Consider the following 20,642-nt stretch of genomic DNA (forward strand, 5'->3'; position numbering starts at 1 on the left):
AAAAATTCATTTTATAAAATCTTTAGACTTGTTCACGCTTTCATTATACAACGAAAGGAAACCGTCTAAAAGACTAGACGGTTTCCAAAACGGAATTTTATTCTTACGCTTTACCGTTAGAACCGAACTCACGCATTTTACCAGCAACAGTTGCTTTGATAGCGTCGCGGCCAGGTCCAATATATTTACGAGGATCGTAAACTTCTTGGTCTTTGTTTAATGCTTCACGAACAGCTTTTGTAAACTCAATTTGGTTCTCAGTGTTTACGTTAATTTTTGAAGTACCTAGAGAAATAGCTTTTACGATATCAGCAGTTGGGATACCAGTACCACCGTGTAATACTAAAGGTACGCCAGTGAAGTCACGAACTTGTTCCATTTCAGCGAATCCTAAGTTAGGCTCACCTTTGTAAGGACCGTGTACAGAACCTAAAGCTGGAGCTAGGCAATCGATACCTGTTGCTTCAACAAGGTGCTTACACTCTGCTGGATCAGCGTAAATTACGCCTTCAGCGATGATGTCGTCTTCTTGTCCGCCAACTGTTCCAAGCTCAGCTTCAACAGATACGTTACGAGCGTGTGCGTATTCTACCACTTTTTTAGTAGTTTCAACGTTTTCTTCGAATGGGTGGTGAGAAGCGTCGATCATTACAGATGTGAAACCTGCATCGATTGCTTCTTTACATTTTTCGAAGCTTGAACCATGGTCAAGGTGAATCGCTACAGGAACAGTGATGTTCATTTCTTCGATTAAAGCTTTAACCATAGCTACAACTGTTTTGAAACCAGTCATATGACGAGCTGCACCCTCAGATACACCTAGGATTACAGGAGATTTTTCTTCTTCCGCAGCAGCTAAGATAGCTTGAGTCCACTCTAAGTTGTTCATGTTGAATTGACCAACTGCGTATTTTCCTTCTAGTGCTGTGTTTAGCATTTCTTTCATAGAAACTAAAGGCATGGTGAATCCTCCTAAAAAACGTTTTTTGTATCCGATAAGTTCTTATCGCTGGTAGTATGACCAGAATAAGGTAAAATATGTATATTTACATACCGGACTTCTTTCTACACTCAATAGGATAACAACTTGTACTCAAAAACTCAACCGTATTCACCTGCTCAATAGTCCATGTAAACGCTTTTTTCCATATTTTTTATAAAAAATTCATTTTTTACGCCTCTACAGCAAGCTGATCTCTCACCGCTTGACGAATCTCATCAATATCAAAAGGTTTAGCAAAGTGCATTAAAGCTCCTAAATCTTTCGCTTCTTGAATCATATCTAATTCTCCATAAGCAGTCATTAAAATCACTTTAATACTCTCATCAATTTCTTTTACATGTTTTAAAATCTCTATACCATCCATACCTGGGATTTTCATATCTAACACTACTAAATCTGGATTATCTTTTTTAACGATATCTAAAGCTTGAAATCCATTCGCTGCTTGGAACGTCTGATAACCTTCTTTTTGGAACACTTCATGCAATAAAACACGAATACCATATTGATCATCAACGATTAAAATTTTCCCTTCCATAACTCCCAACCTTTCTGTGTAAGTACAAGATTTAAAGCTTCTTATATCTTATCGGTTTATTTTCGCTACTCTTTGCCAAATCCCTTCCTATTCTTTCTTATTTTACCGTTTCCTATTTTGTTATGCCACCCTACTATTTCCCCTTTCCAAAAAAAATAAGCTATAATGAGAACCAGCTAACACGAAAGAAAGGAGCAACAACATGTTAAAAATTTTCTCGACTCAATTAAGTGGATATTTCTCCAGAATTTCTCAAAAAGAGGAAATGAATATAGAAGATAGCGCTCGTCTACTTGCCCAGGCGTTAGTTGGCGACGGCTTCATTTACTTGCATGGTACAAACGAAATGGAGGGTATTGTTTCAGAAGCATTATTTGGCGCCGAACCAATGAAACAAGCAAAACGTTTAATAGAAAACGGTGAACTGGCGGCAGTGACTTCTGCCGACCGCGTACTTCTTATTAGTCGTTTTTCGACAGATGAAGAGGTTGTGACGATTGCCAAAAAACTTCAAGAAGAAGGTCAATCTATCGTCGGTATCTCAGCTGTTCACGAAGGTCCCGAATCGTTAGAACAATATACAGATGTACATATTGATACAAAACTGTTAAAGGGTCTTATTCCAGATGATGAAGGTAACCGCTACGGGTTCCCAAGTTTAATTATAGCTTTATTTGCTTATCACGGATTGAAATTTACAATTGATGAAATGTTAAATGAATATTAAAAAAAGCGCCCTATTTCAGGCGCTTTTTTCATTACTTGCTCTCTTTATTCGTAATAGAAGCACTTACGAAGTCATGGAACAATGGTTGTGGACGGTTTGGACGAGATACAAGTTCTGGGTGGAACTGTGCTGCCACGAACCAAGGGTGGTCCTTTAATTCGATGATTTCAACTAGACGACCGTCTGGGCTTGTACCAGAGAATACAAATCCTGCTTTTTCCATATCTGGACGGAATTGATTGTTGAACTCATAACGATGGCGATGACGCTCATATACAACCGGCTCATTGTAAGCATTGTAAGCATTTGTTTCTTCAGAAAGCTTACATGGATATAGACCAAGACGAAGTGTACCACCTAAATCTTCTACATCTTTTTGTTCTGGTAATAAATCGATAATTGCATAAGGTGTGTCAGGATTAATTTCAGAAGAGTTAGCTCCTTCTAATCCTAATACGTTACGTGCAAATTCGATTGATGCAAGTTGCATACCTAGACAAATCCCTAAGAATGGAACTTTGTTTTCACGAGCATATTGAATTGCAACGATTTTACCTTCTACACCACGATCGCCGAAGCCACCTGGTACAAGGATACCATCTGTATCGCCAACTAATTCTTTTACGTTCTCTGCTGTTACGTGCTCAGCGTTTACCCATTTAACTTCTACATCTGTGTCGAATGAATAACCTGCATGACGAAGTGCTTCTACAACAGAAATGTATGCATCTTGAAGCTCTACGTATTTACCAACAAGAGCGATTTTTGTTTTCTTAGAAAGGTTACGCACTTTATTAACTAGCGCAGTCCACTCTGTCATATCTGCAGCTGGATTGTCTAATTTTAAGTGATCGCAAACGATTTGGTCCATGTTTTGTTCTTGAAGAGATAATGGAACCGCATATAAAGTATCTGCATCGCGTGCTTCGATAACTGCTTTTGTATCGATGTCACAGAATAATGCAAGCTTGTCTTTCATGTCCTGAGAAACAGGTAGTTCTGTACGAACAACGATAATATTTGGTTGAATACCTAAGCTGCGAAGCTCTTTAACGCTATGTTGCGTTGGTTTTGTTTTCATTTCACCCGCTGCTTTTAAGTACGGGATTAACGTACAGTGAATGTACATTACATTGTCACGACCGATGTCGCTCTTAATTTGACGAATTGCTTCTAAGAATGGCAGAGACTCAATATCACCAACAGTTCCACCGATTTCTGTAATAACAACGTCTGCATTTGTTTCGCGACCAGAACGGTATACGCGCTCTTTAATTTCGTTAGTAATGTGAGGAATAACTTGAACTGTTCCTCCTAAATATTCACCACGACGCTCTTTTTGAAGAACTGAAGAGTAAATTTTACCTGTTGTTACGTTGCTGTATTTGTTTAGGTTGATGTCAATGAAACGCTCATAGTGACCAAGGTCTAAGTCCGTTTCTGCACCATCATCTGTTACGAATACCTCACCGTGTTGGTATGGGCTCATAGTCCCTGGGTCTACGTTAATGTATGGATCAAACTTTTGAATAGTTACGTTTAAACCACGATTCTTTAAAAGTCTTCCAAGAGATGCTGCTGTAATACCTTTTCCTAAAGACGATACTACACCGCCTGTTACAAAAATATACTTAGTCATGAAAATACTCCCTTCTACTTCGTTGTTATATAATCACCGTTGCAAAGCGCAACGTATGTAGATAACACTGTATCTATCTTATTGTTAGGCTCTTTTTATTTTCTAAACAAAAAACAAAAAAGAAAATTGCTCCCCTCATCACATAAAGTAATAAGTAGGGAGCAATTTTCTTTTATATTTACACTTTAAAAGTATTATCGTCTTTTTTTAAAGAGCCCAAAAATGATTCTACATGGACGATAATGAAAAGTCAAGAACTACCGCTCTTCCTCTTCTTCTTCTTCAGTTTCATCGTACTCAAGTTCTTCTTCTGCGAAGTCTTCATCATCTTCTTCTAAATCATCAAGATCATCATCTTCATCATCTGCGTCTTCGTCTTCAAGAACCTTGTCCAAATCTTCTACATCTTCTTCTACTTCTTCTACATCATCTTCTACATCATCTTCTTCAATGTAGTCGTCAAAACCGTCCTCTTCAACTTTGCGTTTCTTCTTCGGTTTTGGCTGAGGCAGAATTTCTTCATCAATTTGCTCATATGGGTACCAGCTACGTAGCCCCCAACGATTTTCACCTAAATTAATGAAACGTCCATCGATGTTTAAATCTGTATAAAATTGTGCGAGTTTCGTATTAACTTGTTCTTGAGATAGTCCCAGCACTTGAGCGATTTCTTGAACCAACTCGTTGAATGTCGTTGCTTGTCTTTTATCCCCTAAAACGCTATGTACAACTTCAATCATTGAACATTCTTTTAGCTCTTCTGGTGAATATTGCTTAAAATTCACTTATGCGGCACTTCCTTTCTTCAAATATAACCTTATATACAACGGTCTGCTTAAAAAAATCCATACTATTCATTATAAACAAAAGTCGCACAAATATGCTACAAAAAAAACGGGAAACTTTTATCCCGCTATTTGCGGGCAATAAAATTATAATTTGTCCATTCTTTATTTCGGAGACATATGTGCTCCTTGCAGTACATACCTAATTTGCATTTCTGTATATTCTTCGAGAGTATACAGTTTTTGCAGGGCCCAGCGTCTAAATCCCCACATTTGTCCTTGTATGAAAATATTATGTGCAAGAAGCTGTATTTCCTTTTTATTTAGTGTAAATGTCCCATTTTCCGTACACTGCTCTAAAATATCCTCAAACATCCCGACCATTTGAAACTCTTTTTCTAATACATATGGGAGTGATTCTTTCGGTAAGAAACGTACCTCTTGATACATAATTAATACTTCTTCTTGCAGTTCATCCATCACTTTAAAGTAATTCGTTATCGCTATCTTTAAGCTTTCTATACTTCCCTTCTCTGTACACACTACTTCCTCTAATCGCTCTTTTACATGTTCATAAATACTATCACAAACTAAATATAATACATCATCTTTTGTGCGAATATATTCATAAAGTGTTCCGATACTAAATCCAGCCGCTTTCGCAATTTCTCTCGTTGTTGTACGCGGGAATCCTTTTTGCTTAAACAGCTGCACCGCACCTTTAATCATTTGTTCACGCCTTAACGCAACTAATTTTTCATCTTTCACTGACGCATGTACATTATGTTTAACCATCCCTTCACCTCTCTCTATTATTTTTGGAAGTAAAAAGCGTAGGAAAATACCTACGCTTTCGTTCCTACTTCGTTAACATACGAGAAATTACAAGCCTTTGAATCTCTTGTGTTCCCTCATATATTTGTGTAATCTTTGCATCGCGCATATAACGCTCTACTGGATAATCTTTCGTATAACCATAACCACCAAATACTTGTACTGCTTCAGTCGTTACCTTCATCGCTGTATCACCTGCAAATACTTTTGACATCGCTGATTCTTTCCCGTACGGAAGCCCTTCAGATTCAAGCCAAGCCGCTTGATATGTTAAAAGACGCGCTGCCTCTACATCCGTTGCCATATCTGCAAGTTTAAAGCCAATTCCTTGTTGCGCCGCAATCGGCTTCCCAAACTGATGACGTTCTCTTGCATATTCTACAGAAGCATCTAAAGCGGATTGTGCAATCCCGACCGCTTGCGCCGCAATACCATTACGGCCGCCATCTAACGTTTGCATCGCAACTTTAAATCCTTGGCCCTCTTCCCCTAGCAGATTCTCTACAGGAATACGGCAGTCTTCAAACATAATTTCAGTCGTTGGCGAAGAGCGGATTCCTAATTTACTTTCCTTCTTCCCAACTGAAAATCCTAGCGTATCACTCTCCACAATAAATGCACTCGTGCCGCGCTGCTTCGACTCAGGATCTGTTAATGCAAAAACAACATAAATATCAGCAATGCCGCCATTTGTAATAAAGATTTTCGAACCATTTAAAATGTAATGGTCTCCATCTCGCTTTGCAGTCGTCCTCATTCCACCAGCATCTGATCCAGAGCTTGGTTCTGTTAAGCCATATGCACCAATTTTCTTCCCTTCAGCCATTGGGCGCAAAAACTTTTGTTTTTGCTCTTCCGTTCCAAATTTAAAAATTGGCCATCCAGCAAGTGAAGTATGTGCCGACAACGTTACACCTGTAGAAGCACAGACACGAGATAACTCTTCAATGGCAATTACATACGCCAAGTAATCGCTTCCAATTCCGCCGTATTCTTCAGGCCACGGAATACCGGTTAAACCAAGCTCTGCCATTTGATCGAATAAAGCACGATCAAATCGCTCTTCCTCATCACGCTCTGCTGCTGTCGGTGCTACTTCATTCCTTGCAAAATCCCGAACCATTTTTCTTATCATTTCATGTTCTTCTGATAATTTAAAATGCATTCCCGTCTCCCCCTCTGCCTTTTTATAAAGCTCGACTAATTACAAGCTTTTGTATTTCGCTCGTTCCTTCATATATTTGTGTGATCTTCGCATCACGGAAAAATCTTTCTACTGGATAATCTTTCGTATAACCATAACCACCAAATACTTGCACCGCTTCAATCGCAACTTCAACAGCTGTCTTAGAAGCAAATAATTTCGCAATAGAAGCTTCTTTACCGCATGGTAATCCTTGTGCTCTTAGCGATGCTGCTCTGTATACAAGTAATCGCGCTGCTTCTACGCTAGTCGCCATATCTGCAAGTTTGAATCCGAGTCCTTGCTGCGCCGCAATTGGCTTTCCGAATTGCTCACGCTCTTTCGCATAATCAATCGCACATGCAAGCGCCGCTTCCGCGATTCCTAATGCCTGCGCTCCGATTCCAATTCGCCCAACATCTAAATTCGCCATTGCCACCTTAAATCCTTGTCCTTCTTCACCAAGTAAATTCTCGGCCGGCACTTTCATATCTTCAAACGTAAGTTGCACTGTACGAGAACCAAGAAGACCCATCTTATGCTCATCTTTTCCGATGATTAAGCCTGGTGTATCTTTCTCTACTATAAATGCTGAAATCCCGCTTTTCCCCTCATCTGGATTTGTAGACGCGAAGACAATATATGTACTTGCTTCACCACCATTTGTAATAAAGACTTTCGATCCATTAATGATGTAGTGATCGTCTTTCTTTACAGCTCTTGATTTCAAACTACCTGCATCTGATCCTGCATTCGGTTCTGTTAGAGCAAATGCGCCTAAATATTCACCAGTCGCCAGTTTAGAAACATATTTCTGCTTCTGTTCTTCTGTTCCGAAATACAAAATCGGATTCATTCCAACTGACGTATGTACAGCTAAAATTACACCAACCGTTGCACTTACCTTTGAAATTTCTTCAATCGCTAGAATGTAAGAAATAAAATCCATTTCTGCCCCGCCATATTTTGCAGGCGCTGGAATACCCATTAGTCCAAGCTCACCCATCTTTTGCAAAATCTCTTTTGGGAACACCCCTTGTTCCATACTAGGAACAAAGGGAGCTATTTCCTTCTGCGCAAAATCTCGAACCATTTTCCTCATCATTTGTTGCTCTTCAGTAAAATGAAAATTCATGTACTTCGCCTCCGTTTGCTATATATCTTTTTAATAATTTGGTCAGACCACTACTTTAATAAAGGGAGGAATTTATTCGTAAACGTAGAAACCACGACCCGTTTTACGTCCTAACCATCCTGCATTCACATACTTACGTAATAATGGACATGGGCGATATTTACTATCTCCTAATCCTTCATGCAACACTTCCATAATGTATAAACATGTATCTAAACCGATAAAATCAGCTAATGTAAGAGGACCCATTGGATGATTCATACCGAGTTTCATTACGTCATCAATTGCTTCTTTCGTCGCTACACCTTCATATAACGTATAGATTGCTTCGTTAATCATCGGTAATAAAATACGATTCGATACAAATCCTGGGAAATCATTTACTTCAACTGGCACTTTTCCGATTTTTTTCGTAATATCTTCAATCGTTTCATAAACTGCATCATCTGTAGCTAAACCACGAATAATTTCAACGAGTTTCATAACTGGAACTGGATTCATAAAGTGCATGCCGATTACTTTCTCAGGACGTTTCGTTACCGCTGCAATTTCCGTAATTGGTAGAGATGACGTATTCGTCGCTAAAATTGCGTGTTCTGGAGCGATTTCATCTAGATTCGCAAAAATTTTCTTTTTAATATCCATTTTCTCAACAGCTGCTTCAATAACAAGATCCGCTTCTTTGACACTATTTAAATCGAGCGTCCATGTAAGACGATTTAAAGTCGCTTCTTTCTCTTCTTCCTTCATACGGCCTTTTTCTACTTGACGGGCTAAATTTTTCGAAATAACAGCTAGCCCTCGGTCTAACTGCTCTTGCTTTAAATCTTGCACTTTCACATCATAGCCTGCCATTGCACACACTTGTGCGATACCTGAACCCATTTGCCCTGCACCAATTACAACTATTTTTTGTACACCCATTCTTTCTTCCCCCTTAATATAAGTTGTTAATAAACCAAAAATTTCCTGAACATAAATTAATGAACCTCAATCATCACTGCATCACCTTGACCGCCACCGCTACAAATAGAAGCAATTCCAATTCCGCCACCGCGCTGCTTCAGTGCATGGATAAGTGTAACGATAATACGTGCTCCGCTCGCTCCAATTGGATGCCCCATTGCTACAGCACCGCCATTTACATTCAATTTTTCCGGATCAATCCCTGCGATTTCTGTACTTGCAATTGCTACCGCCGCAAATGCCTCATTAATTTCAAATAGATCTATTTCTTCAATTGTCTTACCTGTCTTTTTCAGCAATTCATTAATTGCATAACCTGGTGTTCTTGGGAAATCCTTCGATTCTACTGCAATCGCCGTATGCGCCAAAATTGTCGCTAATGGCTTTCTTCCTTCTTGCTTCGCTCTGTCCTCGCTCATTAATACAAGTGCAGCACCGCCATCATTTAGTCCCGGAGCATTACCTGCTGTCACTGCTGACGTCTTATCAAATACAGGCTTTAATTTCGCTAATTTTTCAATCGTTGTATCTTCACGCGGCGCCTCATCCTTAGCCACGACGATAGGATCGCCTTTTCTTTGCTGAATTGTTACTGGTACAATCTCCTCTTCAAAACGCCCCTCTTTATGTGCTGAAACCGCACGTTGATGGCTACGATATGCCCATTCATCTTGTGCTTCGCGAGAGATTCCATCTTCCTTCGCAACTTCTCCGCCATAAACACCCATGTGTATACCTGAAAATGCGCATGTTAAACCGTCTGCAACGTTTAAATCAATAACTTCGTTGTTACCCATTCTGTATCCCCATCTTGCCCCTCGTAAAATATAAGGGCTGTTACTCATCGATTCCATTCCACCAGCTACAATCAGTGATTGGTCACCAGTACGAATAATTTGATCCGCTAACGTAACCGCGCGAAGTCCTGATGCACAAACTTTATTTACTGTTTCTGTCTGCACTTCCCAAGGAATTCCAGCCGCTCTTGCTGCTTGGCGTGATGGAATTTGTCCTTGCCCTCCTTGGATAACCGTTCCAAATATAACTTCTTCAACATCACTAGCAGAAACATTCGCCCTTTCAAGCGCTGCCTTAATTGCGATTCCTCCAAGTTCTGTTGCTTTCACGTCTTTTAAAGTTCCCCCAAATTTTCCAACCGGTGTTCTTGCAGCACTTAAAATAACTGTTTTATTCATATTTCTTTCCCCCATTTCTTTTTTTAGCACCGAGCGCTCGCTCGGTATCCTTGCGTTGAGAAGAGGTGCAATTATTGCACCTCTTTCTAAAGTTGGATGCATTCCCAAAAACTAGATTGCTTCTTTCTTCCGTCCGATAACTGAGCGTTCTAAAATCTCTGTTACGTCCAGAGTTTGAACTGTTTCTTCTACTTCTTTTGCTTTCGTACCATCGCTAATCATCGTTAGGCAATATGGACATCCTGTACCGATGATTGATGGTTTTGTAGCTAGTGCTTGTTCTGTACGAGCCACGTTAATACGAGAGCCTGTCGTTTCTTCCATCCACATTAATCCGCCACCCGCACCACAGCACATTCCCGTTTCACGGTTACGCGCCATTTCTACAAGGTTTACACCTGGAATTGCTTTTAGAATATCGCGCGGTGCTTCGTATACTTCGTTGTATCTTCCTAAGTAACAGGAATCATGGTACGTAACTGTCTCTTCAATAGAATGGACAGGTTTTAAACGTCCTTCCTTCACCCACTGGGCTAGTAATTCTGTATGATGATAGACTTCTGCTTGTAAGCCAAAATCCGGGTACTCATTTTTAAAAGTGTTATAAGCATGAGGGTCAATCGTAACGATTTTCTTCACTCCTGCTTTTTCAAATTCTTCAATATTTTTAGTCGCCATTTCTTGGAATACAAATTCATTTCCAAGGCGGCGCGGTGTATCACCAGAGTTCTTTTCCTTATTACCAAGAATTGCGAATGAAATGCCTGCTTCGTTCATTAGCTTCGCAAATGATATCGCAATCTTCTGACTGCGGTTGTCATACGAACCCATTGATCCAACCCAGAATAAGTATTCAAACTCTTCGCCAGCTTTTGATTTCTCCTTTACAGTTGGAACTGTTACTTCATCATCACCTTGGCGCCATGTTTCACGCTCTTTACGGTTCAGTCCCCACGGATTCCCTTGACGCTCAATGTTTGTCATTGCACGCTGCGCTTCCGCATCCATTTTTCCTTCTGTTAAAACGAGATAGCGGCGTAAATCAATAATTTTGTCAACATGCTCATTCATAACTGGGCACTGGTCCTCACAGTTACGGCACGTTGTGCATGCCCAAATCTCTTCTTCTGTAATAACATCTCCGATTAAACTTGGATCGTACGCTAGCGCTGTAGCCGCTGATTCTTGTTGTCCTTTTCCAGCTGCCATCATCGCTAACTGATTTCCTTGTGTATTATTAAAAGCAACAACTGGGACCCACGGTGCTTTTGATGTTACCGCTGCTCCTTTATCAGTTAAATGATCACGAAGTTTTAAAATTAAATCCATCGGTGATAACATTTTCCCTGTTCCTGTTGCCGGACACATATTTGTACAACGACCACATTCGACGCAAGAATATAAGTCGATAAGTTGATTTTGTCTAAAGTCTTCAATTTTACCAACACCGAATGTTTCTTGCGTTTCATCTTCAAAATCGATTTTTTCAAGTTTTCCTGGATTTGAAAGACGACCAAAAAATACGTTAACTGGTCCAGCAATTAAATGCGCATGTTTTGATTGTGGTACATAAACTAAAAACGTTAACAAAATAAGTAAATGCACCCACCAAGAGAAATAGAACACTGAAATGGCTACGATTTCATTTATCCCCGAGAAAACGTAAGCGATTGCAGAAGCGATTGGTTCACTCCATGAAAGCTCCTCACCGTGCCATATAATTCCCATCCCATTACCAAGTAGCACAGAAATCATTAAGCCACCGATAAAGATAAGGACAAGACCTGATTTGAAATTACGTTTTAAACGAACAAGCTTTTCAACATAGCGTCTATGAAAAGCCCAAAAGACTGCAATTAAAATAACGAGTGTGACAATTTCCTGGAAGAATGTAAATGCAGGGTATAGTGGTCCAAGTGGAAGATGCGATCCTGGTGCGAGCCCTTTCCAAACGAAGTCAATTGCTCCAAATTGGACAAGAATAAATCCGTAAAAGAACATAACGTGAATGATGCCGCTCTTTTTATCTTTCAGCAGCTTTTTCTGACCGAAAACATTGACCTTAAGGAGATCCCAACGCTCTTTAAAACGACGGTCAAATTCAATCTTTTTTCCTAATTGTATGTAGGCCATCCTCGTTCGTATAAGATATACAAACAAATATCCCGCATAAGCAATAACAGCAATGGCAGCCAGCCAATTAATGATTAGTAAGCTATTCATTTTATGCTACCCCTCTCTTTGTAAGCCCTCTTCCTTTTTAGAATCTTCGAAAATATATAATTTTCTGAATTGTATTTCCTATTCCCATTATATAATGAGTGAGCATTCAGTCAACAGTTTTTTGTTATACAACAACACATTTTTTAATAAAGCTGTTTATTTCGGTGAAACTATAAAGTGAAACTTTAATCGGCAGGGCTGTTCATACCCAATGATTATTAGCCCACACTAATCGGACTTTTACGGGTAGCCCGAATCCCACCCAACTTCTTGGTTTCACCCTAATTTTGAGGTGGGAGTCTTACTGCCCACAAATAGTGGGATAAAGTGAATTTTTGATTTGTAAAAAACTGATGGTGAAAAGACCGTGAAGGAGGGAATTTACTTATGTTTTTCTTATCTCTCTTGTTATTAGGCAGCGCTCTCTGGATTACAATCGACCTTTCATACGGGAGAATTGTTCATTTAAAGCGTGTACGTTCTCGTTCTTTCCCTTTACGTCAAAGTGATTTTCGCCTTTATACATACGGAAATGATCTGTACGATGCTCTCTTTACTGATATAAAACAAGCTAAACACCATGTGCACGTTTTATTTTTTATTGTAAAAAACGATGACATAAGTCGTACGTTTTTAAAGTTACTTATCGATAAAGCACAAGAAGGAATTGAAGTACGACTTTTACTCGACCGGTTTGGAAGTCATTATTTATCAAAAGAAGCAATTTACTCCCTACAAAAGCATGGTGTTTCTTTTTCATTTTGTCACAAAGTGAAATTTCCTTTTCCTTTCTTTTCTGCAAATCAAAGAAACCATAGAAAAATTACAGTTATTGACGGGAAAATTGGTTATATTGGTGGATTTAATATTGGCGAGGAATACTTAGGGCATAATCAAAAGTTAGGGTTATGGAGAGATTATCATTTACGTCTTACAGGAGAAGGGATACAAGATTTACAAAAACAATTTTTACATGATTGGCTCGACGATACAGACCAAAATTTATTAGATTCATCTCTTTATTTTCCTACGCAACAACCAGGGACCGTTCTACATCGTTTCATCCCTACTGATGGTGCCTATTTACAAAATACATTTTTACATTTAATCGAAAGCGCGAAAAAAGAACTCTTTATCGGTACACCATATTTTATTCCTGGAAAAAAAATTATGAATGCATTATTAAAAGCGCGAAAACGTGGGGTTCAAATAACTATTCTCGTTCCACAAAAGGCTGATCACGCCCTCGTTCGAGAAGCAAAATTCCCATATTGCCGAAAGTTAATACAAGCTGGTTGTAATATTTACGCTTTTCAGCAAGGATTTTTCCACGCAAAAATTATTATAGTAGACGATCATATTTGTGATATCGGAACTGCTAATTTTGATATGCGAAGTTTATATAGTAACCATGAAATTAACTGCCTTTTATATGACAAACATTTCATACAAGAAGTAAAAAACAAATTCGAGGAAGATTTGAGAAGCTCCTCATTACTTTCCTTTAAAGATGTCAGCCCGCTTTCTATTATTGATCGTGGAAAAGAGTGGATAGGAACGATACTCGCTTTCTTCTTATAGGAAAATTTCAAGAGCTAAAGAGGTGCATCACATATGATAATGCGATTTGGATATGTCTCGCACGCTACGGCATTATGGGACTGTTCGCCTGCCAAAACAATGACATTTACAAGCTGGAAAAAACTAAAAAAACAAGAGCGTGAAGATAAATTATATAATGTTACACTGCAAAATCTAGAACACACAATACGTATCCTTCATTACAATATTGCACACGAAATTCCATTATATCGTTTATCATCTTCTATCGTCCCGCTTGCAACACATCCTGAAGTTGAATTTGATTACATTCAACTATTTGCTCCACTATGGCGTAAAATAGGAGCACTAATTCAAGAACACAATTTACGCGTAAGTTTTCATCCCAATCAATTCACACTATTTACAAGCGACAAATCACATATTACAACTAATGCAATTACAGATATGACCTATCATTATAACGTGTTAAATGCTATGGGAATTGCAGATTCTTCCTACATTAATATCCATGTAGGTGGCGCGTATGGAAATAAGGAGAAGGCAATCGAGCGTTTTCATGAAAACATACAAAAACTTCCTTACTATATAAAAAGACAAATGACTCTTGAAAATGACGATAAAACATATACAACTTCTGAAACTTTGGCTATTTGTCAAAAAGAAAAAATCCCTTTCGTGTTCGATTATCATCATCACGTAGCGAACCTTTGTAATGAACCGCTAGAAGAGTTACTTCCTATGATATTTAAAACTTGGTCACATACAAATACCCCACCTAAAGTTCATATTTCTTCTCCTAAATCAGAAAAAGAATTTAGGGCCCACTCAGATTATATTGATTTAGAATTTATTAAACCCTTTTTGCACATTGCAAAAAAAGTTGATCGTAATTTCGATATTATGATTGAAAGCAAACAAAAGGATTTAGCACTTCTTCAATTAATAGAAGAACTCTCTTCTATAAGGGGAGTGAAAAGAATAAAAGGCGCAACACTACAATGGTAAATTGTAACGTTGCGCTATTTTTTTCAAAAAGTATTTCTTATAGTAAAAAAGCTCCTGTTTTATATGCTATTATTTAAATTAGCATTTTCCCCCTTTGATTCAACTTTATTGAAACGGAGCCATTATATGGTTGATCAAAAAAATATGTAAAATTTGTCATGATGTATAAAATTATATTTTCTCTTTGGATATTCCTTATCCCTAAGAACTTGAATATAAAAGAAATTGGAATCCTTTTCTTATTTTGTTTTGCTGCACTCTTTTCTTGCTATTGCTTATATAAAGCAATTAAGAAGATGAAAAGCGGTGACAAACTATTTTGGATTTTACTACTATGTACTTGCCTATGTGGACTAATTATGGAAATAACTTTATTTCTTCATTCACTTTCTATTTATGATCAAGTTATATTCTCATATAAAGCACTACCTTTTTTCATCATACAATATATTTTGCTTTTTTCTGGATTTGCTATAAAGTTTATAAAACATTACTCCATTAGGGGTCTTGCTCAATTTTCATTCGATAGCATCTTTATTGTTATTATGAATATTTACTTTACCTTAACCTTTATTTTAGACATTTCAAGCTTTCGTATGTTAACAACGGATACGTGGGTTTTAATTGGATATTTCATTGCGCAATCATTAGTAATTTACGCCGTTATTAGCCTATATAGAAGAGAAAAGTATTCTTCTAGTAGAATTTCATTAATTATTGGCTTCACTATCATACTTGTTTACGGATATATACACCTGTTTCAATTAAACTCAGGAATGAAAACTTCTGCTGAAATCTCTTATTTAATACATACCGCTTCAATCTTATTAATTGGTTTATCTTCCATACTATACATTTGGGATAGACCAATGAAACATGAAACGAAAACGAAATATTATCGATTCGATTATGTACGCTTTATATTACCTTATTTTAGTATAATCATTACTTTTTCCTTTATTGTCATTCAGCCTTGGGATGATAAGTTCATGTTAATCGGTCTAATATTATCGCTCATCTTATTATTCCTAAGACAACTTTACATGTGGAAAGATAATCAAGTGTTAATCGATACGTACGAAAAGTTGACTACACGACTAGAAGGCAAAGTTGAAGAAGGTGCATCTGCACTATCAAAAAGTGAACAACGTTATAAATCTTTATTTGAAGATCATCCTGATGCTGTTTTTTCTTTAAATATGAACGGGATTTTCCAACAATCTAATAAGGCTTGTGAAAGTTTATTTACAGCCTATTATTGTGAGGTAACCAGTTATTCTCTTCTACACTTCATTGATTCACAAGATCATGAATTAGTGAAGAAATCTTTACAAATTACAAAAGAAGGTAGACCACAAGCTCTGGAAGTTCGTACAAAAGAAAAAGAAGGCTATTATTATTACCTTCACATTACGCTCATCCCTACTTTTGTAAAGAAAGAAGTTGTTGGGATGTTTGGTATCGCGCGTGATATTACTACCTTATATGAAAAACAAAAACAAGTAGAACATTTAGCTTTCCATGATGCACTTACAGGACTACCGAATCGCCGGAAATTCGAAAAAGATTTAAAAACCATTTTAAATACAGCTCAAAATAGCGCAAATGACGTTGCGGTCATGTTCCTTGACTTAGATCGCTTTAAAAAAATTAACGATCGACTCGGCCATGATGTCGGGGATTTATTATTAATTGAAGTAGCAAAAAGATTACGTGGATGTTTGCGTTCAAAAGACATCGTTTCCCGCCAAGGCGGAGATGAATTTACGATCCTATTACCAGATATGTACTCTGAAAAAAGTGCTACTTTTATAGCCGAACAAATTTTAACTATCTTAAATAAGCCTTACTTCATTAAAGATGAAGAACTTTCTGTCACACCGAGTATCGGAATTGCAATGTTTCCGGAATACGGAACCGATGTAACCGAATTAATGAAAAATGCAGATATGGCTATGTATCGAGCAAAAGCTAATGGAAAAAATAGATTCATTTTCTTCTCAAAAGAAATGAGTGTTGCGCAAAATGAACTACACTTCCTAGAAGGTGAGCTTTCAAAAGCACTACAACAAAATGAATTTTCCCTTGAATACCAGCCACAAGTAAACACAAAAACAAAACAAATTATCGGTTTTGAGGCATTAATTCGCTGGAAACATCCAAAACTCGGAATTGTATCACCTGCCCAGTTCATTCCTCTAGCAGAGGAAACAGGATTTATTATTGAACTTGGTAATTGGATCTTGCGTACCGCCTGCTTAGAAGCAAAAAAGTGGCATAACCAAGGATTTTCTCACTTAAAGGTTGGTGTAAATTTATCTGCTGTTCAATTTAATCATGCAGATTTAATATCAACTATTTCAAAAATCTTGGAAGAAACAGAATTAAAGCCGGAAGCGCTAGATATTGAGATTACAGAAAGTATCGCGGTTAATCAAAATCATTCTGTAATTGCCAAACTAGAAGAACTTCAAAATCTCGGTATTCAAATTTCAATTGATGACTTTGGAACTGGTTATAGTTCTTTAGCTTATTTAACGAAATATCCAATCAATACATTAAAAATTGCTCGAGAATTTATTTGTGGAATTACAAATAGCCCTTTAGAAGAAGCGATTATCGCTTCCATTATTAAGCTATCAAAAGAATTAAAGTTAGAAGTTATTGCGGAAGGTGTAGAAACAGAAGCACAATGGAAGTTTTTACACGAACAAAACTGTGACCACATTCAAGGATTCCTCTTTAGCAAACCTGTTTCTAGTAAAGATGTTTGGATGTTACTCCACGAAAAAACAACCGTCTAAGTAAGACGGTTGTTTTTTAATACTCAAAAGGTATATCTGAAGCTAATTGTACCTCTTGATCATTATGAGAAATTACTTGACTTTTCTCTAAAGCTGTATCTCCTAATGAAATACCCCATGCCATTGCTAACGTTAATAGACTACCAATAAGTAGTTTTTTCATATTCCATCACCCGCATTTTTTCTTTAAATATATCATAAAAATTTATCCACATCTTATGCAATTATGCATATTTGTTTTTTAGGTCTTTTTTATTTCTTCATTTTTTTTATAAGTGATTCTTTATACGCATGGATTCCTAATATATCGAAAAAGAAGCAAGCTTTTTCATAAGCATCTTCAATCTCTGTCCTATCATACTCTAGCTTCTCTAGGCATTCACCTTTTTGATAGTATAACTGTCCAATCAATGCCATACTATTAATTCGACACGATAGTTCAATGGCTTTATTTGCGTGACATAGCGCTTCTTCGTATTGATTATCTAAGTATAATGCTTTTGCATGATTATGTCTCACCTTCACATCAAACTCTTTATTATCATGTAATGCCTCTAATTGTTTTAATATATCTTCAAATAACTCAATACTCTTCTTAAAATAGCCATTTTCAGCATAAATGTTTGCAATTGCGTTTTCAATATAAAGATTCTGATATACATCTATTCCTGCCAATTGTTGATTGAGCAATTTCTTTAATTCTAAAATACAATATTCGTAATCAATTTTTTTCAATATGTAAGCAGCTACATGATATTGCCATTGAAGAAATTGCTGAAGCTCGGGATGATATTCTTCCTTTTTCAGTTCATTCCATCCTTTATTATAAATTTCTTTATATTTCTTTTGCTTACAAAGCATAATGATTTGATCTTTTAACTGCTTTTTCCTCTCGATATCGGAATAAATGAGTACCTCATAAAAATGAATAATGGGAACCTGTAACTTCGCTGCGATACCTTGCAGTATATCCATACTTGGGTATACCGCGCCCGATTCAATTCTGCTCACTTCCGATTGATGACATACATTATCGGAGAGTTGTTTCTGTGTTAATCCTCTCATTACCCTAATTTTCTTTATTTCGCTTCCCAGTTTTTCTGCGTGCATACTTGCTCACCATCCCATTATAACAATCTAATTTTTTAAGTTGTCATACCACTACAATAATGTGCATTCGACAATTTTTGATATGAAATAATGCATAATATATATAAAATTCGGCAAATTCCTCATACAATTCATCTCACATACACAATACAAGATTAGGAGTGTTATAGATGAATTATAGAAAACTTGCTAGTGCTTTCGTTACATTCGGTCTTCTTTGTCCTTTATCAACAGAAGCTATTCACGCTCAAGAATTAGATAAAAATGAAGTAAAAGTTGAAATTGCTCAGCCTGGTTTAACAATCGGAAAATTAACACAACCTCAAAACGATACAAAAGAGAATATTGCTAAAAAGTATTTGAAAGGTGAGGTAAATGGGGCTAAAGCTCAACAAGAGCAAGTTACTACTGAAAAGAATGTCGATTTTCAACCTACAAATAAAGAAACAAAAGAAAATCAAACCGAATTACGCCTTGCACAAACATACAAAAACTATAAAGTATATGGTCAAGATCTCATTGTAAAAGTAGATAAAAATGGAGTAATTACAACTGTTAGTGGTAAAGTTGCCCAAAATTTAGACCAACAACTTAATCTTACTATAACAAATTTTTTGTCGAAAAATGAAGTAAAATCTAAATTACGCAATATGCTTCAAATTCCAAGTGATGTGACAGAAACAGAATTTTCTAGCGAAACGGTAGTTTATAAGAAAAATGATGGCTACTATACATACGCAACGGTCCTTACATTTACTTATGAAAACAATGAACAAGTTATAAACGGAAATACAATCATGGACTTACAAACTGGTGAAGTACTTTTCCAAGAAAAGTTTATTAAAAATAAAGAGAATAAAACTATTAATCAAGTAACAGCACCTAAACTATCACCAGCGAAAGAACAAGGAACTGGGAAAAATGCGCTACAAGAAAATGTATTATTTAATATTGCGAAGGGCTCTGATGGAAAATTTTATTTAGCTGATTTATCCCGCGGAAATGGTATTTATATTTACAACGCAAACTATGCTGATTCCCTTGGTGGCGATAGCCAAGCTGGTTATCCAGGGACACTTATTTCAAGCGATAACTCTAACTTCTTAGATAAAGAAGCAGCTGGTGTTATGAAAAATATGAGCGATATTTACGACTATTTTAAGAAAGAACATAATCTGAAAAGTTACGATAATAAAGACTCAAAAGTTGTTGCTAGCGTCCACGGATTTGATTCTACTGAAGCTAGTGATAGTGTAAAAGAAAACTATGTAAATGCATTTTGGCATCCAGGTTGGAATCAAATGGTCTTTGGTGACGGGCTAAATGGAAAATTAACCTCTGCTCTTGACGTAACAGCCCATGAATTTGGACATGCTGTATTTAGTGGTACGACGAAAAATAAAATTGTGCGATATCCAAGTGCTGAAACATCTGCGCTAAATGAAGGTCTAGCAGACTTCTGGGGTACACAAATAGAATATTACGTAAAGAAAGATAAAGGAAATTGGATTATGGGTGATACGTTAGGTGGTCTAACAATTCGTGACATCCCAAGGGAAATTGGTGACGGCGGCAACAAACTATATACAAACTTACAAGATTTCTATAATGATGGAAATGATCAAGAATCTCACGTGAATTCAGGAATCATTAGCCATGTATTATATCAATTAGCTGAAGGTAAAGCATTTAACGGCATTTCTGTTCAAAAACAAGGCAATGAAAAAGTAAGTAAAGTCGTTATGCGCGCATTACAAAACTACGCAACTTCAGCAGAAGATTTTGAATCACTTCAATCTCACATTGTACAAGCTGCAAAAGATTTATATGGAAATACGACAGCAGCAGAATTTGAAAAAGCATTTCAAGCACACGGATATAAAACTCTAACGAAAATTAATAAAGTAGTAGAAGTACAAAAAGGACAATAA

General features: G+C 37.0%; 17 protein-coding genes. 5 read left to right on the top strand and 12 right to left on the bottom strand.

Annotated elements, in window-relative coordinates; genetic code table 11:
• Nucleotides 1–103: 103 nt before the first annotated feature.
• Nucleotides 104–961 carry a class II fructose-bisphosphate aldolase gene (locus tag BWGOE10_RS26655; RefSeq protein WP_002068568.1) on the bottom strand — a complete coding sequence of 286 codons (858 nt, stop codon included), beginning with the start codon at nucleotides 959–961 and terminating at the stop codon, nucleotides 104–106.
• 211 nt (nucleotides 962–1,172) lie between these two features.
• Nucleotides 1,173–1,541, bottom strand: a complete 369-nt coding sequence (gene spo0F / locus BWGOE10_RS26660; protein WP_000398592.1) for a sporulation initiation phosphotransferase Spo0F — start codon at nucleotides 1,539–1,541, stop codon at nucleotides 1,173–1,175.
• A 202-nt stretch (nucleotides 1,542–1,743) separates the two neighbouring features.
• Between spo0F and BWGOE10_RS26665 the strand changes: the two genes are divergently transcribed.
• Nucleotides 1,744–2,268, top strand: a complete 525-nt coding sequence (locus BWGOE10_RS26665; protein WP_070145599.1) for a DUF2529 domain-containing protein — start codon at nucleotides 1,744–1,746, stop codon at nucleotides 2,266–2,268.
• 31 nt (nucleotides 2,269–2,299) lie between these two features.
• Here the strand turns inward: BWGOE10_RS26665 and pyrG are convergent, their stop codons facing one another.
• From pyrG to BWGOE10_RS26705, 8 genes are all read right to left on the bottom strand, one after another.
• On the bottom strand, nucleotides 2,300–3,907 hold the full coding sequence (pyrG, locus tag BWGOE10_RS26670) for a CTP synthase (RefSeq protein ID WP_070145600.1): 1,608 nt from the start codon (nucleotides 3,905–3,907) through the stop codon (nucleotides 2,300–2,302).
• 257 nt (nucleotides 3,908–4,164) lie between these two features.
• Nucleotides 4,165–4,692 (bottom strand): DNA-directed RNA polymerase subunit delta, encoded by a 528-nt coding sequence (rpoE, locus tag BWGOE10_RS26675; RefSeq protein WP_070145601.1) that lies wholly within the window; start codon nucleotides 4,690–4,692, stop codon nucleotides 4,165–4,167.
• A gap of 165 nt (nucleotides 4,693–4,857) precedes the next feature.
• Entirely contained in the window at nucleotides 4,858–5,487 is a 630-nt protein-coding gene (locus tag BWGOE10_RS26680) for a TetR/AcrR family transcriptional regulator (protein ID WP_070145602.1), read from the bottom strand.
• A gap of 64 nt (nucleotides 5,488–5,551) precedes the next feature.
• Nucleotides 5,552–6,691: an acyl-CoA dehydrogenase AcdA gene (gene acdA, locus BWGOE10_RS26685; RefSeq protein ID WP_070145603.1), complete on the bottom strand. Its 1,140-nt coding sequence runs from the start codon at nucleotides 6,689–6,691 to the stop codon at nucleotides 5,552–5,554.
• A gap of 22 nt (nucleotides 6,692–6,713) precedes the next feature.
• Complete coding sequence (locus BWGOE10_RS26690) at nucleotides 6,714–7,844, bottom strand: acyl-CoA dehydrogenase (protein ID WP_070145604.1); 1,131 nt, start codon at nucleotides 7,842–7,844, stop codon at nucleotides 6,714–6,716.
• 72 nt (nucleotides 7,845–7,916) lie between these two features.
• Complete coding sequence (locus tag BWGOE10_RS26695; protein ID WP_070145605.1) at nucleotides 7,917–8,768, bottom strand: 3-hydroxybutyryl-CoA dehydrogenase; 852 nt, start codon at nucleotides 8,766–8,768, stop codon at nucleotides 7,917–7,919.
• Nucleotides 8,769–8,824: 56 nt separating this feature from the next.
• Nucleotides 8,825–10,108, bottom strand: a complete 1,284-nt coding sequence (locus tag BWGOE10_RS26700; RefSeq protein ID WP_081338228.1) for an acetyl-CoA C-acetyltransferase — start codon at nucleotides 10,106–10,108, stop codon at nucleotides 8,825–8,827.
• Nucleotides 10,109–10,117: 9 nt separating this feature from the next.
• Nucleotides 10,118–12,229: a heterodisulfide reductase-related iron-sulfur binding cluster gene (locus BWGOE10_RS26705; RefSeq protein WP_070145607.1), complete on the bottom strand. Its 2,112-nt coding sequence runs from the start codon at nucleotides 12,227–12,229 to the stop codon at nucleotides 10,118–10,120.
• Between the two features lie 387 nt (nucleotides 12,230–12,616).
• Between BWGOE10_RS26705 and cls the strand changes: the two genes are divergently transcribed.
• The 3 genes from cls (at nucleotide 12,617) to BWGOE10_RS26720 (ending at nucleotide 17,601) form a co-directional block, all read left to right on the top strand.
• Nucleotides 12,617–13,810, top strand: coding sequence for a cardiolipin synthase (gene cls, locus BWGOE10_RS26710; protein ID WP_070145608.1), 1,194 nt, complete (start codon nucleotides 12,617–12,619; stop codon nucleotides 13,808–13,810).
• Nucleotides 13,811–13,843: 33 nt separating this feature from the next.
• A complete protein-coding gene (gene uvsE, locus BWGOE10_RS26715) occupies nucleotides 13,844–14,797 on the top strand; it encodes a UV DNA damage repair endonuclease UvsE (protein WP_070145609.1) in 954 nt (317 codons plus the stop codon).
• A 158-nt stretch (nucleotides 14,798–14,955) separates the two neighbouring features.
• Nucleotides 14,956–17,601 (top strand): DUF4084 domain-containing protein, encoded by a 2,646-nt coding sequence (locus BWGOE10_RS26720; RefSeq protein ID WP_081338225.1) that lies wholly within the window; start codon nucleotides 14,956–14,958, stop codon nucleotides 17,599–17,601.
• A gap of 16 nt (nucleotides 17,602–17,617) precedes the next feature.
• Here BWGOE10_RS26720 and papR read toward each other — a convergent pair whose 3' ends face one another.
• The gene (gene papR / locus BWGOE10_RS26725) at nucleotides 17,618–17,764 is read right to left on the bottom strand and encodes a quorum-sensing peptide PapR (RefSeq protein WP_002113082.1); all 147 of its coding nucleotides are present in this window, start codon (nucleotides 17,762–17,764) and stop codon (nucleotides 17,618–17,620) included.
• Nucleotides 17,765–17,853: 89 nt separating this feature from the next.
• Nucleotides 17,854–18,711 (bottom strand): helix-turn-helix domain-containing protein, encoded by an 858-nt coding sequence (locus tag BWGOE10_RS26730; protein WP_070145610.1) that lies wholly within the window; start codon nucleotides 18,709–18,711, stop codon nucleotides 17,854–17,856.
• A 170-nt stretch (nucleotides 18,712–18,881) separates the two neighbouring features.
• Between BWGOE10_RS26730 and BWGOE10_RS26735 the strand changes: the two genes are divergently transcribed.
• On the top strand, nucleotides 18,882–20,642 hold the full coding sequence (locus BWGOE10_RS26735) for a M4 family metallopeptidase (RefSeq protein WP_070145611.1): 1,761 nt from the start codon (nucleotides 18,882–18,884) through the stop codon (nucleotides 20,640–20,642).

Source organism: Bacillus mycoides (assembly GCF_001757995.1).
Classification (GTDB): Bacteria; Bacillota; Bacilli; order Bacillales; family Bacillaceae_G; genus Bacillus_A; species Bacillus_A mycoides_B.

Bases quoted from the DNA above. Each gene is read 5' to 3' on its own strand.
- BWGOE10_RS26655 (WP_002068568.1), bottom strand. From the start codon at position 961: ATGCCTTTAGTTTCTATGAAAGAAATGCTAAACACAGCACTAGAAGGA.
- spo0F (WP_000398592.1), bottom strand. From the start codon at position 1,541: ATGGAAGGGAAAATTTTAATCGTTGATGATCAATATGGTATTCGTGTT.
- BWGOE10_RS26665 (WP_070145599.1), top strand. From the start codon at position 1,744: ATGTTAAAAATTTTCTCGACTCAATTAAGTGGATATTTCTCCAGAATT.
- pyrG (WP_070145600.1), bottom strand. From the start codon at position 3,907: ATGACTAAGTATATTTTTGTAACAGGCGGTGTAGTATCGTCTTTAGGA.
- BWGOE10_RS26680 (WP_070145602.1), bottom strand. From the start codon at position 5,487: ATGGTTAAACATAATGTACATGCGTCAGTGAAAGATGAAAAATTAGTT.
- acdA (WP_070145603.1), bottom strand. From the start codon at position 6,691: ATGCATTTTAAATTATCAGAAGAACATGAAATGATAAGAAAAATGGTT.
- BWGOE10_RS26690 (WP_070145604.1), bottom strand. From the start codon at position 7,844: ATGAATTTTCATTTTACTGAAGAGCAACAAATGATGAGGAAAATGGTT.
- BWGOE10_RS26695 (WP_070145605.1), bottom strand. From the start codon at position 8,768: ATGGGTGTACAAAAAATAGTTGTAATTGGTGCAGGGCAAATGGGTTCA.
- BWGOE10_RS26700 (WP_081338228.1), bottom strand. From the start codon at position 10,108: ATGCATCCAACTTTAGAAAGAGGTGCAATAATTGCACCTCTTCTCAAC.
- BWGOE10_RS26705 (WP_070145607.1), bottom strand. From the start codon at position 12,229: ATGAATAGCTTACTAATCATTAATTGGCTGGCTGCCATTGCTGTTATT.
- cls (WP_070145608.1), top strand. From the start codon at position 12,617: ATGTTTTTCTTATCTCTCTTGTTATTAGGCAGCGCTCTCTGGATTACA.
- uvsE (WP_070145609.1), top strand. From the start codon at position 13,844: ATGATAATGCGATTTGGATATGTCTCGCACGCTACGGCATTATGGGAC.
- BWGOE10_RS26720 (WP_081338225.1), top strand. From the start codon at position 14,956: ATGATGTATAAAATTATATTTTCTCTTTGGATATTCCTTATCCCTAAG.
- papR (WP_002113082.1), bottom strand. From the start codon at position 17,764: ATGAAAAAACTACTTATTGGTAGTCTATTAACGTTAGCAATGGCATGG.
- BWGOE10_RS26730 (WP_070145610.1), bottom strand. From the start codon at position 18,711: ATGCACGCAGAAAAACTGGGAAGCGAAATAAAGAAAATTAGGGTAATG.
- BWGOE10_RS26735 (WP_070145611.1), top strand. From the start codon at position 18,882: ATGAATTATAGAAAACTTGCTAGTGCTTTCGTTACATTCGGTCTTCTT.